This is a genomic window from Breoghania sp. (assembly GCF_963674635.1).
Classification (GTDB): domain Bacteria; phylum Pseudomonadota; class Alphaproteobacteria; order Rhizobiales; family Stappiaceae; genus Breoghania.
In genome coordinates, this window is the sequence record NZ_OY771475.1 from 1,345,858 (window position 1) to 1,358,855 (window position 12,998).

The 12,998-nt window shown below is 62.2% G+C and carries 10 protein-coding genes; 5 read left to right on the forward strand and 5 right to left on the reverse strand.

Going from position 1 to position 12,998, the window contains the following annotated elements:
• The first annotated feature begins 9 nt into the window (after positions 1–9).
• The 3 genes from glp (at position 10) to lexA (ending at position 3,404) form a co-directional block, all read left to right on the forward strand.
• Entirely contained in the window at positions 10–1,215 is a 1,206-nt protein-coding gene (glp, locus tag ABGM93_RS06085) for a gephyrin-like molybdotransferase Glp (RefSeq protein ID WP_321505769.1), read from the forward strand.
• Positions 1,216–1,531: 316 nt separating this feature from the next.
• On the forward strand, positions 1,532–2,347 hold the full coding sequence (locus ABGM93_RS06090; RefSeq protein ID WP_321504336.1) for a ferredoxin--NADP reductase: 816 nt from the start codon (positions 1,532–1,534) through the stop codon (positions 2,345–2,347).
• Positions 2,348–2,681: 334 nt separating this feature from the next.
• Positions 2,682–3,404 (forward strand): transcriptional repressor LexA, encoded by a 723-nt coding sequence (gene lexA / locus ABGM93_RS06095; RefSeq protein ID WP_321504338.1) that lies wholly within the window; start codon positions 2,682–2,684, stop codon positions 3,402–3,404.
• A 125-nt stretch (positions 3,405–3,529) separates the two neighbouring features.
• Here lexA and ABGM93_RS06100 read toward each other — a convergent pair whose 3' ends face one another.
• Positions 3,530–6,121, reverse strand: coding sequence for a ComEC/Rec2 family competence protein (locus ABGM93_RS06100; protein WP_321504341.1), 2,592 nt, complete (start codon positions 6,119–6,121; stop codon positions 3,530–3,532).
• 401 nt (positions 6,122–6,522) lie between these two features.
• Here ABGM93_RS06100 and gltX point away from each other — a divergent pair, with 401 nt between their 5' ends.
• Together gltX and gltA are read left to right on the forward strand one after the other, a co-directional pair.
• The gene (gene gltX, locus ABGM93_RS06105) at positions 6,523–7,947 is read left to right on the forward strand and encodes a glutamate--tRNA ligase (protein WP_321504343.1); all 1,425 of its coding nucleotides are present in this window, start codon (positions 6,523–6,525) and stop codon (positions 7,945–7,947) included.
• Positions 7,948–8,198: 251 nt separating this feature from the next.
• Complete coding sequence (gltA, locus tag ABGM93_RS06110) at positions 8,199–9,491, forward strand: citrate synthase (protein ID WP_321504345.1); 1,293 nt, start codon at positions 8,199–8,201, stop codon at positions 9,489–9,491.
• A 77-nt stretch (positions 9,492–9,568) separates the two neighbouring features.
• On the opposite strand, the gene lpxB is transcribed toward gltA, so the two are convergent.
• Genes lpxB through fabZ form a run of 4 tightly spaced genes read right to left on the reverse strand, consistent with a single transcriptional unit; the run spans position 9,569 to position 12,987 of the window.
• Positions 9,569–10,771 (reverse strand): lipid-A-disaccharide synthase, encoded by a 1,203-nt coding sequence (gene lpxB, locus ABGM93_RS06115; RefSeq protein WP_321504347.1) that lies wholly within the window; start codon positions 10,769–10,771, stop codon positions 9,569–9,571.
• The gene (lpxI, locus tag ABGM93_RS06120) at positions 10,764–11,669 is read right to left on the reverse strand and encodes a UDP-2,3-diacylglucosamine diphosphatase LpxI (RefSeq protein ID WP_321504350.1); all 906 of its coding nucleotides are present in this window, start codon (positions 11,667–11,669) and stop codon (positions 10,764–10,766) included. Before lpxI ends, lpxB begins: the two co-directional genes overlap by 8 nt.
• 45 nt (positions 11,670–11,714) lie before the next feature.
• Positions 11,715–12,515 carry an acyl-ACP--UDP-N-acetylglucosamine O-acyltransferase gene (gene lpxA, locus ABGM93_RS06125; protein ID WP_321504353.1) on the reverse strand — a complete coding sequence of 267 codons (801 nt, stop codon included), beginning with the start codon at positions 12,513–12,515 and terminating at the stop codon, positions 11,715–11,717.
• Positions 12,516–12,522: 7 nt separating this feature from the next.
• Positions 12,523–12,987 (reverse strand): 3-hydroxyacyl-ACP dehydratase FabZ, encoded by a 465-nt coding sequence (fabZ, locus tag ABGM93_RS06130; protein ID WP_321504355.1) that lies wholly within the window; start codon positions 12,985–12,987, stop codon positions 12,523–12,525.
• Positions 12,988–12,998 lie beyond the last annotated feature (11 nt).

Consider the following 12,998-nt stretch of genomic DNA (forward strand, 5'->3'; position numbering starts at 1 on the left):
AGACGCATGATGAGCCTCATTTCCGTCGATGACGCCCTTGCGCGGCTGCTGGAAGGTGTCTCTCCCACGGAGAGCGAAACCGTACCGCTTGCCGAGGCAACAGGGCGGACACTGGCTGCAGATCTGGCCGCCAGCCGCACCCAACCGCCCTTTTCGGCATCTGCCATGGACGGATATGCGGTGCGTGCGAGCGATGTTGCGCATGCGCCATGTTCGCTCAAGATCATCGGCGAAGCGCCTGCCGGACATGGCTTTTCCGGCAAGGTACATGCAGGCGAAGCGGTGCGCATCTTCACCGGCGCTCCGGTGCCCGAAGGCGCGGATACAATCGTCATTCAGGAAAACACCGAGCGCAACGGCGATACGGTCATCATCAACGAGGGCGCAGCTGAAGGCACCTATGTGCGCGCCGCAGGCCTCGATTTCGCGCAAGGCGATATTCTGCTGAAAGCGGGACGCGTGATCGACTATCGCGCGCTTGCGCTGGCCGCAGCGATGAACCACGGCACGGTATCCGTGCGCCGCCGCCCGCGCGTGGCCGTTCTGGCGACAGGAGACGAGCTTGTGGAACCGGGCGAGGTTCCCGGTCCCGACCAGATCGTCGCCTCCAACCAGTACGGCATCGCAGCCATGGCGGAAGCCTGCGGCGGTGAGGCGCGACGTATGGGCATTTCCCGCGATAACGAGAGGGAGCTTGCCGAACATGTGCGCGCGGCGCTCGCGTGGGAGGCGGATGTCCTCGTGACACTTGGCGGAGCTTCCGTGGGTGATCACGATCTCGTTCAGGCGACCCTTGGCAACGAGGGCATGGAGCTTGCCTTCTGGCGCATTGCCATGCGGCCGGGAAAGCCGTTGATGGCTGGCCATCTGGGCCACACGAAGGTTCTGGGGCTGCCGGGCAATCCCGTCTCCAGCCTTGTCTGCGGCCATCTCTTCCTGCGCCCGCTGCTGGCGGCGCTGCTTGGCCGGATCGGCGGCGATGCCACCCCGGAGCAGGCGCGTCTTGCCGGGCCCCTGCCCGCGAATGATCAGCGTCAGGACTATTTGCGAGCGACCCTGCGACGAGACGAGAACGGTGTGCTGATCGCGACCCCGTTCACACTTCAGGACAGTTCCGTGCTTTCGCGTCTGGCGCTGGCGGATGGGCTGGTCATAAGGCCCCCATTTGCCCCCGCGCTTGAGGCAGGAGCCCCGGTTTCGGTGCTTCGTCTCTAGGCCCATTGCACGACAAGACCGGCGCACCGCCGCTCGGGCGCAGGGCATCGCATTTCACCGCGTACGCATCGTGGAGAAAGCTCTTTCCCACTGCCGCCGAAGTTCGGTTGATCGGGGACGTTTATGCCGCTGTCGTTTGCTGTATAACGGTATCGACTGAAATGGGCCGAGCCTTTAAAGCCATTTCCTTCGCATGTATGGCGACGACGCGCCCTATGCGACGGCCCGCACTCCGAAAGGCTCTATGGCGTGAGGTTACACAGCCCGCCAGACAAGCCGCGTGAACCAATATGGTTGGACTGCCCAGGAATTCGATATGAACGTTATGACGCGCCCCGACGAACTCATCGCCATCGCGCCCGCAAACACCTATGTGGAAACGGTGACGGAGGTAACACACTATACCGACCGCCTGTTCCGCTTCCGCATGACCCGTCCGGCCGGCTTCCGATTCCGGTCAGGCGAGTTCGTGATGATCGGCCTGATGATCGACGGAAAGCCGCTCGTGCGCGCCTATTCCATCGCAAGCCCGTCCTGGGCGGAAGAGCTTGAGTTCTTCTCCATCAAGGTGCCCGACGGTCCGCTGACCTCGCATCTCCAGAACATCAAGGTCGGTGATGCCGTACTGATGAAAAAGAAGCCCACGGGTACGCTGGTGAACGATGCGCTCATTCCCGGCAAGCGGCTCTACATGTTCTCCACCGGCACCGGAATCGCGCCCTTTGCAAGCCTCATTCGGGATCCGGAGACCTACGAGAAGTTCGATGAACTAATCCTGACCCATACCTGCCGCGAAGTGGCCGAGCTACAATATGGCCTCGACCTCGTGGAGGAGATCCGCACCGACGAGATGCTTCAGGAGGTGCTCGATACCTCCAAGCTGCGCCACTACACGAGCGTCACGCGTGAAGACTATCCCTTCAAGGGGCGGATTACCGATCTGATAGAGAGCGGGAAGCTCTTCACCGATCTCGATGTTCCTCCTCTCAATCCGGCCAGTGACCGTGGCATGATCTGTGGCTCCATGGAGATGCTGAAGGATACGAAAGTCCTTCTGGAAAAGGCCGGGCTCGTGGAGGGCGCGAACAATCGTCCCGCAGAATTCGTCATCGAACGCGCTTTCGCCGGTTAGCAGATTCGCTCCCGGCAGTTCTTTCAGGGGGTCGAAGCAGGTCGCTTCGGCCCCTTTTTCATATCAAGAACCACCGTCGGAACGATGGAATCCATGGCCAGCCCCGCACTCAAGAGACGCAATCGGCACGTTCCAAACCATGCGGCCCAGCCCCGTTTTCTTCAGTATTTTCAGCACTATTGACGCCTTTCCGGATCCTTCACGGTATCTAGCTCAAGCACCTTTTGAACCTCCGCACATGTTGATTGCCTGCCCGGCCCCTTGCAGAACACATATAGAACGGATACCCTGCGTTCGCGTTTTGTACCCGGACGACATGCAGGCGGAAGACCCAATGCTGACGCGTAAGCAATTCGAACTGCTGATGTTCATTCACGAGCGTCTGAAAGAAACGGGCGTGCCGCCCTCCTTCGACGAAATGAAGGATGCGCTGGACCTGCGCTCGAAGTCCGGCATTCATCGCCTCATCACCGCTTTGGAGGAGCGCGGCTTCATCCGCAGGCTCCCCAACAGGGCTCGTGCGCTTGAAGTCGTGCGCCTGCCGGATTCGGTCTCGCCCGGGTTTGCGGCTCAACGTGGGCGGGGGTTCTCGCCAAGCGTTATCGAAGGGTCTTTGGGCAAGGCAAGCGAACCATCGAAACCGAACACCAGTTCTCACGCCGTGGAAGACGGCGAGGTTGTTTCGGTTCCGGTCATGGGCCGCATTGCCGCCGGCGTCCCCATCTCTGCTATCGAAACGCACAGCCATTCCATTCCGGTCCCCATCGACATGCTTGGAAGCGGCGATTACTTCGCGCTTGAGGTGCGCGGCGATTCCATGATCGAAGCCGGTATTCTCGACGGCGACACAGTGCTGATCCGCAAAGGAAGCTCCGCCGATAACGGAGACATCGTGGTGGCGCTGATCGACGACGAGGAAGCAACCCTGAAGCGGCTTCGTCGCAAGGGGGCCTCCATCGCGCTGGAAGCCGCCAACCCGGCCTACGAAACGCGCATTTTCGGCCCCGACCGCGTTCGGATCCAAGGTAAGCTGGCCGCCCTCTTCCGCCGCTATTGAGGGCAGGACGGCGGGCGGCCCTGTCATTAGACGGCCGCCCATTCTTCTCTCGCTCCCGGCCTCAGGCCGTTCGAGCGGGCCCATCTTCGCCGGGGCGGCACGGCCATGACCGCCAGGCGGGCAAGTCATGGCGCCGGACGCATCTGCCATGGCCTCAACTGGGCGGAGCGTGCGGTCACGATGTGGGGCACGATCCGATCCAGTGGCGCTGGCGGCGGATGGGTCGCAGGCTTTGCCGCAACGCTGCGAAGCGTTTTGGCGGGCAGATCCTGAGGCGGCGTGGTTTGCGTCGGAAATGGTTTGGCATCGCGCGTGACGTCGGCTTTCGCGGCGCGTTTTTCGCGCTGCGAGGCCGGGGGCTCGCCCGTCACGGCAGAGACGTTCTGTATCTTTTCTCGCCAATAGAGCGCGGTTGCACCGTGGATCTTGAGAAACGCCCGATCGATCACGATTGCATGGTCTGCGCAATTGGCCGGGGCCGTCAGAGCCGTCACGACGATATCGGCGCGGAGGCAATCCTCCGCGAAAGCCTCGGGGCGAATGACCCTTGAGACATGGATCACGCGTCGGTGCGGTGCTTCATCGCTCAGGCGCATGCGTCCCTTGCTCGCCCAGCCCCTCTCGTATTCCCCGTCACCCTCTCTGGAGATGCCTGGGTTGCGCTCCATGCCGGAAGGGGCAGCCCCGGGCTCAAGCCCCGCAACAAGATCGTCGGGCGCATTGGTTTTAAGGTGCTGAAGGACTACCTCGGCTCCAGCCTCCGCGGACAGTGGAGCCTCGCGGGGCGCAGCAATTGTGTAGATACAAGCCTCCGCATCGCAGCGCCGCATCCGCCCGTCGACTTCGCGTGACTTCAGCTCGGCTGCATCCCCGTCCGACCTGAGCCAGATCTCTGCGCCGAATTTTCCGCCCGAACCAATATCCAGAGCAAGATGCCCGTCGGGCCCGCGCAGGGCGATTGTGCGTCCGTCCTCGCTCACGATCATGTCCGGGCTTTCATGCATCGCGCCAACGAGAACCGCCAGACAGACAGGCGCGATCCCGAGATACCGCCACCGTGAGGACCAGAGCGCTATCCATAAGAGCCCCCCGGTGAAGAGAATGGCAGGCGCATTACCGATTGCCCCGATAACACCTCCGCCGGGTGTCCATTCAGCGATTTTCGCGGCGATTGCCAGCATCGCATCAATGGCTGCCTGCATTGGGTATAGGGGAAGCGGGTCGAGCCCATAAGGCATGGTGACCAGGCTCACAACAGCCAGGGGCATGATGATCAGGCTCACAAGCGGCATCGCGGCGACATTGGCGATCAGACCGAGGGGACTGCTGCGGAAGAAATGCGTGAGCGCAACCGGGCCGGTCGCAAGCCCCGCGATCAGCGAAGTCATGACGAGCCCCGCCCCCCACAACACGGCAAGGCGCATGCCGCGCCGGAGCATCGACCGCCCAACGATTTCCCGCGCCTGCCGATTTCCTTGTCGCCGTCGTCGTGCCTCAAAAAGTGCCCTGTAGGCTGCGATCAGCGCAATGACGGCAGAAAAGGACATCTGAAACCCCGGCTGCAACAGGGATTCGGGGGAAAGCGTCAGCACGATTGCAGCAGCCAGAGCGACGGAGCGCATGGTCACGGCCGGACGTCCCGCTATCATGGAAAGGAAAACGACCGCCGCCATGACATAGGCGCGCTGCGTGGCGATCGAACCTCCAGAAATGGCGAGATAGAGCGTCGCGGCGGCAAGCGCCCCACCGGCAGCCCAGCTCCTGATCGGATGATAAAGTGCCAGTACCGGGCTCAGCGCCAGTACCGCCCGGATGGCAAAGAAGACGACGCCCGCCACGAGCGCCATGTGCATTCCCGAAATGGCGAGAACATGCGCCAGCCCAGCGATCCGCAGATCCTCCTGCGCTTCTTCGGAAACCGCGCCGCGTTCCCCAACAATCAACGCAGCGGCAATCGCCCCGGAATCGCCCCCATAGGTCTCGCGGATGCGTTCGCCAATCCTGGCACGGAGGGAGGCCAATGCGGCTTTCAGGCGTATCGATGACGGGCGTGTGCGCGCTTGCTCGCCATCACGTTCCACACGCCCGAAGATGAAGCCATAGGCTCCGACCTGCTCGTAAAAGGCGGCCCGGTCGAAGGCGTATCCTCCGGGAAGAACAGGCCCTTGCGGGGGCGACAGACGCGCGCGGAAGCGAACGGCTTCTCCGGCCACGGGCGTGGGCTCCGCGCGGCCCGTAACACGGATACGCGCCGGCATGGCGCTCGCTTCGACACCGCTTATTGTCATCGGGCGCACGCTCAGCCGATAGCCGACGGCGCGTGGCTCCACCGCCTCCACCCAGCCTTTGACCGTATGGGTCCTCTCCGCGGCAAGACGCGGCGTTGCCACCAACCATGTACGAAGATCCGCTATGGCCAATCCAGCCGCAATGGCTGTCAAGGCCAGCATCACAAAGGCCGCGTGACCGCGCCGTCTGCGCGTTGTGGCCGCGACAGACATCGCAAGCGCCAAAGGCAGCGTGGCCCATAGCTGCGGTTCGCGCGGGAGCTCAAAATAGAGCCAGATCCCACAGGCGTAGCACACGATCAGCCAGGGAAACCCACCCCCGCGTTCCAGATCCCGACGCATTGCATCGACCAGCGAGAGATAGGAACGGACAAACCGGCTGCGCAGCCTTGCGCCAGACGTATTTCTTATTCCTCCGAAACCGAGCAATGAGGTTCCGGGTGGCCTTGTCGACCCGACACGCCGTTTTATCTTCTGCGCCAATCCGGACCGCTCAGGCAACATGACGATGGACGCGCCTGTTGCCTTGAGCGTAGAAATGGCTTCGCAAACGGCCGACCCGCCGGCCCCATTCGGGGACGCGGGACCGCCTGCCCCATCGCCGCGTGAAGGGACCCTCCCTCTGGTTTTTTTGGCAGCCCTTCTGCCTGCCGCCCCCCTATGCTACACCAACGCCGACCGCGATGCTCCAGGCGAAGGTCCGCTGCGCATATTTACGCCAGAGCGCGCCCAATGCCGCAAGGAATCGCGTTTCCGTTCAATCGTCTGCCGGACCAACGGGCCATGACCGCGCCCCCGGCAGATTGCCAGAAAGACACTGTCAGAACCTCATGTCCGAGATCGTCACCCGTTTCGCCCCCTCTCCCACCGGCTTCCTGCATATCGGCGGCGCACGCACGGCGCTGTTCAACTGGCTCTATGCGCGCGGTCGCGGCGGCAAGATGCTGCTGCGTATCGAAGATACCGACCGGGAACGCTCCACCGATGCCGCCATCGATGCGATCATCGATGGCCTGAACTGGCTTGAGCTTGACTGGGACGGCGACTGGATTTCGCAATATGGACGTGCCGAGCGGCATCGCGAAGTGGCGCACGAACTCGTGGCTGCGGGGCAGGCCTATTACTGCTACGCGACGCAGGAAGAGCTGACTGAGATGCGCGAGAAGGCCCGCGCCGAGGGCCGCCCGCCGCGCTATGACGGACGCTGGCGTGACCGCGATCCGTCCGAGGCTCCCGAGGGTGTCGCACCGGTCGTCCGCCTCAAGGCTCCGCTGGACGGCGAAACCGTGATCGAGGATCAGGTCCAGGGCCGCATCGCCTTCCCGAACAAGGACCTCGACGATCTCATTCTGCTGCGCTCAGACGGCAACCCGACCTATATGCTGGCCGTGGTGGTGGATGATCACGATATGGGCGTCACCCATGTGGTACGTGGCGACGATCACCTGACCAATGCCGCCCGCCAGGCGCTGATCTACAAGGCTATGGGCTGGGATGTGCCTGTCATGGCGCATATTCCGCTCATTCACGGACCGGATGGCGCAAAGCTCTCCAAGCGCCACGGGGCGCTGGGTGTCGATGCCTATCGCGCCATGGGCTACCTGCCACAGGCCATGCGCAACTACCTCGTACGCCTCGGCTGGTCGCATGGCGATGATGAAGTCATGAGCGATGCGCAGATGCTGGAATGGTTCGACCTTCCGGCCATCGGCAAATCGGCGGCACGGTTCGACTTTGTGAAGCTTGAAGCCCTGAACGGCCAGTACATGCGCGCAACGGGAGACGCAGAGCTGCATGCGGCGCTGAAGGCGTTCCTGCCCTATGGCGAGGGCGGCCCGGAGTTGCTGGCCCGTCTTGAGGCGGATCCGGAACTCGACGCCAAGCTTCTGGCGGCGATGCCCGGCCTGAAGGAGCGCGCCAAGACGCTGATCGAGCTGGCTGACAGCGCCTCTTATCTTTGGGCGCAGCGGCCGCTTCAGCCGGACGAGAAGGCCTCCAAGCTTCTGGATGATGCGGGGCGTGCGGTCCTTGCGGGCGTTGCGGCGAAGCTGGAAGCGGTCTCGCAATGGACCGTGGAAGAGACCGACGCTGCCGTTCGTGCCTATGCGGCGGAAGCGGAAATCAAACTTGGCAAGGTCGCGCAACCGCTTCGCGCAGCCTTGACCGGGCGCACGACTTCGCCCGGAATCTTTGACGTTCTGGTGGTTCTGGGACGAGAGGAAGCCCTTGCACGTATCAAGGATCAGGCAGAATAATCAAAACTGTAAGCAGCACCTCTATTTCCTTCCATTAGCTATTGCCTATATACCCCTCCGGCAGCGTGTCGGAGGGGTAACGCGCCCGGTACTGGGCAAGAATGTCAGTGCAGCTTGCGGCATTGCACCAAATAGGGTACGGAGACCGCAATAATTCCTCCCGCCGTTTCTCGGCTTGTCCGTTCAGGATCGAAGAGTGTCTCTTGCGATCAGAAACGCGGACCTTGGTCTCTTCCATAAGGGGGTTCTTCATGAGCGATAAAAAAGCGACACTCACTTTCGGCAACAACAGCTGGGACTTTGATGTCCTTCCAGGCTCCATCGGGCCGGATGTTGTGAATATTTCGTCGCTTTATGCACAAACCGGGATGTTCACATACGACCCGGGCTTCACCTCGACCGCCTCCTGCGAATCCGAGATCACCTATATCGACGGCAACGAGGGCACCCTGCTCTATCGCGGGTATCCGATCGAGCAGCTGGCCGACAACGGCGACTTCCTGGAGACGTGCTACCTGCTTCTTTACGGCAACCTGCCGAACGCTGCGGAAAAGGCCGACTTCGTGCATCGCGTGACCTATCACACGATGATCCACGAGCAGATGACCCGCTTCTTCTCCGGCTTCCGTCGTGACGCCCATCCGATGGCGGTCATGTGCGGTGTCGTGGGTGCGCTTTCCGCATTCTACCATGACTCCACCGACATCTCCGATCCGCACCAACGCATGATCGCGTCGCTGCGCATGATCGCGAAGATGCCGACGATTGCGGCCATGGCCTACAAATACCACATTGGCCAGCCCTTCGTGTTCCCGCGCAACGATCTCGACTATGCGGCGAACTTCCTGCACATGTGCTTCTCGGTTCCCTGCGAAGACTACAAGGTGAACCCGGTCCTTGCGCGCGCGATGGATCGCATTTTCATCCTGCATGCGGACCACGAACAAAACGCGTCCACATCCACGGTTCGCCTGGCCGGCTCCTCCGGTGCCAATCCGTTCGCCTGCATCGCGGCTGGCATCGCTTGCCTGTGGGGCCCGGCGCATGGTGGCGCGAACGAGGCCGCCCTCACGATGCTTTCGGAAATCGGAACCGTCGACCGTATTCCCGAATATGTGGCCCGCGCCAAGGACAAGAACGATCCGTTCCGTCTGATGGGCTTCGGTCACCGGGTCTACAAGAACTACGATCCGCGCGCCCGGATCATGCAGAAGACCTGCCACGAAGTGCTGGCGGAACTGGGCATCAAGGACGATCCGCTCCTCGACGTCGCCATGGAGCTGGAACGCATCGCGCTGTCGGATGAGTATTTCGTTTCCAAGAAGCTCTATCCGAACATCGACTTCTATTCCGGTATTACGCTTCGCGCCCTGGGCTTCCCGACTTCCATGTTCACCGTGCTCTTCTCGCTTGCGCGCACCGTCGGCTGGATCGCGCAGTGGAAGGAAATGGTGGAAGATCCCTCCCAGAAGATCGGTCGTCCGCGCCAGCTCTACACCGGTGCGGAAGCTCGCGACTACGTGCCGATCGGCCAGCGTCGCTAAAGGCTTCAGACCTGAGAAATGCAAAGGGCGCCCTGAGGGCGCCCTTTTTTTGTAGCCAGACGAAGACGACCAGCCGGTCAGACCGCCCTGCGTTGCGCTTTCATCACATCGCAGACGATGCGCGCGGCGCGCTCACTGGGGCTTTCGCCGTTGTCGAGCACCATCTTGGCCTCGATTTCCTCAAACGCCCCCACCTGCTCGGCGCGCGCCGGGGTATCGGCCAACAGATCCGCCAGAAGCGGCGCCAGACGCTGTGCATCCACCTCGTCATCAAGGAACTCCGGCACCACGTTGCGCCCCAGAATGATGTTGGGCAGCACCATGGAGGCCGTCTTGACGATGGGAAAGAAGCGATGGATCTGCTTCAGGCGACGGTAGAACCAATCGAGCTTGTAGCAGACCGCGATCGGCACACCGGCAATGGCGAGCTCAAGCGTCACAGTTCCAGAAGCAGCAAGCGCCGCATGAGCCCGGCGGAAGGCGGTGAACTTTTCCGCTTCGCCTGTCGTCACCGAAACCGGCACCTTCCAGCGAACCACCTCCGCGCGAACGTGGTCGGCCAGGTGCGGCACGGTCGGCAGCAGAACCTCAAGATCCGGCTTTTCCCGATAAAGCCGCTCCACTGTCTCGCGGAAGGGCTCCAGCAGGCGACCGACTTCGCTCGTGCGGCTTCCGGGCAGAACGAGCAGTACGGGCGGAACCGTGCCTGGCTTGCCGCGCTCCTCCGGGGCCGGCCGCAGCTCGTCGAGGCGCTCGATCAGCGGATGGCCGACATAGCTGCACGGGGGGCCGCCAAGCTCCTTGTGAACCTGAGGTTCGAAGGGAAGGATGCCGAGCAAATGGTCCACATAGGCCGCCATGCGCTTCGCGCGGCCCGGACGCCAGGCCCAGACGGACGGGGACACATAGTCCACGATGGGAATATGCGGCGCGGCCTTGCGGACACGCTTTGCGACCGCGTGGGTGAAATCGGGACTGTCGATGATCACCATGAGATCGGGATCGGCAGCCACCGCAGCATCCACCGTCTGATGAACGCGGCGGATGATGGTCGGCAGGCGACCCAGAACGGCCGTCAGCCCCATTACGGAGATGTCAGCGAGCGGAAACAGGCTCTCCGTGCCCTTGGCCTGCATACGAGGCCCTGCGGTGCCTGAAAACGTCACGGAGGAACAGCGCTTGCGCAGCGCCCGCATCAGACGCGCGCCGAGTTGATCGCCGGACTCCTCTCCCACCACGATAAAGACGTGAAACGGCCGCTCGCCCGGTTCCTCACTCATGTTCGGCTCCGCCGGATTGATCTGTGTGATTTGGCACATCGGCAAGGCCATACAGGAAAAGACCGAGCCTGTCGGCGAGCGCAATCGTCTCAGCGCGGCTTGCAACCAGAACATGTCCGGTGTCGACCGCAATGCCTGCGAGACCGATCTCGGCGGCCATTTCAACCGTCTTCGGGCCTATCGAAGGCAGATCAACGCGGAGCTCCTGTCCGGGCTTCACGCATTTCGCCAGAACGCCTGCCCGGCCCTTCCAGCGCACGCGGCCAACCTCTTTCAGCTCAAGGCAGCGCCGAAGCATGCCGTCCGTGCCTTCCGCGGCTTCGGTGGCGATGACCCGACCGTTTACGGCGACTGCCGCCTGACCGATATCAAGACGCCCGAGGGTGCGCGCAGCCTCACTGGCGAGCGCAAGATCCCGCATGGCCTCTTCATCCGGAGCATGACGGCCGAACGCTCCTTGGGATGCCAGAAGCGCAGGAGCAAGTTCGTGCGCCCCAATCACGTGGAAACCATCGGCTTCAAACAGATCGATGACGATCTTCAACAGACCGTCATCGCCCTTTCGCAAGCCACCCAGAATGCGCGGAAGGCGACGCATGGTCCCGAAATCGCCCAGGATGGCACGGAAATCGGGACGGTTCATCACCCCGCCGATCAGCACGACATCGCGCACCTCTGCCCGTTTCAGGGCGGCGAGCATCTTGCCGATCTCGCCCCAGTCAAACCAGAGCGCGGGCCCGAAATCCTCGATTGCAGGATCCGCCTCTCCCTTGATGCCGACCGCGACAGGATCGCGGCCCGCCTTGCGGGCGGCAGCAATGACCTCACCCGGCAGAACACCATTTCCGCAGATTACTGCCGTGCGACGGGCCGCGTGGCCCCCGGTTTCATGCGCCATAGCCATCCTCACCGCGGCAACGCCCGATCTGGGTCCGCTTACGGCCTATTCGCCGGAAACACGCGGCGTGCAGATGCGCCGGTCACCGGCTGCAAGAATGAACTCACATACCTGCTGAACCAAAGGTTCATCCGGGCTTCCGGCGGCCACGGCTTCCGCACGTTCCTTGAGCGTGCCTTCCTCGCTTTCAAAAAGCTCGCGATAGGCGGCACGCACGGCATGAATCTGCTCGCGCGGAAATCCTCGGCGCTTCAAACCGACAAGGTTCAATCCGCTCAGACGCGCCCGGTTGCCCATGACAGTGCCAAAGGGAATGAGATCGTTTTCAAGACCCGCAAGACCGCCAACAAAGGCATGCGGACCAACGCGGGTAAACTGGATGACCGCGGACCCGCCACCCATGATCACGTTGTCGCCGACACTCACGTGGCCGGCGATCATCACGTTGTTGGACAGGACGATGTTGGAACCCAGAATGCAATCGTGGCCGATATGGGAATTGGCCAGGAATGCGCACTTGTCGCCGACGACAGTGCGGCCACCGCCACCTTCGGTCCCCGCGTTCATCGTCACGCCTTCGCGGATGATGCAATCGGCGCCGACTTCCAGTGTCGCTTTCTCGCCGTGGTATTTCAGATCCTGCGCCTGATGCCCGATTGAGGCAAAAGGAAAGATCACCGTCCGCGCGCCAATGCGCGTATCGCCGGCAACGGCGACGTGCGACTTGAGTTCGACACCCTCTGCCAGTTCCACCTCGGGTCCGACGTGGCAGAAGGGCCCGATCGTCACGCCCTCCCCGACCTTCGCGCCGTCCTCGACGATCGCGGAAGGATGGATTTTTGTCATTTCAGACTCACTCGTTCACCATCATGGCGCTGACTTCGGCTTCAGCGACCTTCGCGCCGTCCGCCTTGCACACGCAGGCAAATTTCCAGATGCTGCCGCGGCTGCGGATCTTCTCCACGTGGATTTCGACCTGATCGCCGGGCAGAACCGGCTTGCGGAACTTCGCCCCATCAATGGTCATGAAATACACAAGCTGCGGCTCGCCTTCGGTGCCCTTCGCGTGAACGCAAAGCGCCCCCGCCGTCTGGGCCATGGCCTCGATCAGCAGGACGCCCGGCATCACGGGGCGGCCAGGGAAATGGCCCATGAAGTGCGGCTCGTTGATGGTCACATTCTTGATGCCGATACAGGACTCATCGCCCTTCATATTGATGATCTTGTCGACCATCAGAAATGGATAGCGGTGCGGCAACATCTTCATGATCCTGAGGATATCGGCGCTGCCCAACTCCGTCTGCTGTTCTTCGCTCATATGTTCGCTCG

Coding starts and splice junctions, on each gene's coding strand:
- glp (WP_321505769.1), top strand. CDS start 10: ATGAGCCTCATTTCCGTCGATGACGCCCTTGCGCGGCTGCTGGAAGGT.
- ABGM93_RS06090 (WP_321504336.1), top strand. CDS start 1,532: ATGAACGTTATGACGCGCCCCGACGAACTCATCGCCATCGCGCCCGCA.
- lexA (WP_321504338.1), top strand. CDS start 2,682: ATGCTGACGCGTAAGCAATTCGAACTGCTGATGTTCATTCACGAGCGT.
- gltX (WP_321504343.1), top strand. CDS start 6,523: ATGTCCGAGATCGTCACCCGTTTCGCCCCCTCTCCCACCGGCTTCCTG.
- gltA (WP_321504345.1), top strand. CDS start 8,199: ATGAGCGATAAAAAAGCGACACTCACTTTCGGCAACAACAGCTGGGAC.
- lpxB (WP_321504347.1), bottom strand. CDS start 10,771: ATGAGTGAGGAACCGGGCGAGCGGCCGTTTCACGTCTTTATCGTGGTG.
- lpxI (WP_321504350.1), bottom strand. CDS start 11,669: ATGGCGCATGAAACCGGGGGCCACGCGGCCCGTCGCACGGCAGTAATC.
- lpxA (WP_321504353.1), bottom strand. CDS start 12,515: ATGACAAAAATCCATCCTTCCGCGATCGTCGAGGACGGCGCGAAGGTC.
- fabZ (WP_321504355.1), bottom strand. CDS start 12,987: ATGAGCGAAGAACAGCAGACGGAGTTGGGCAGCGCCGATATCCTCAGG.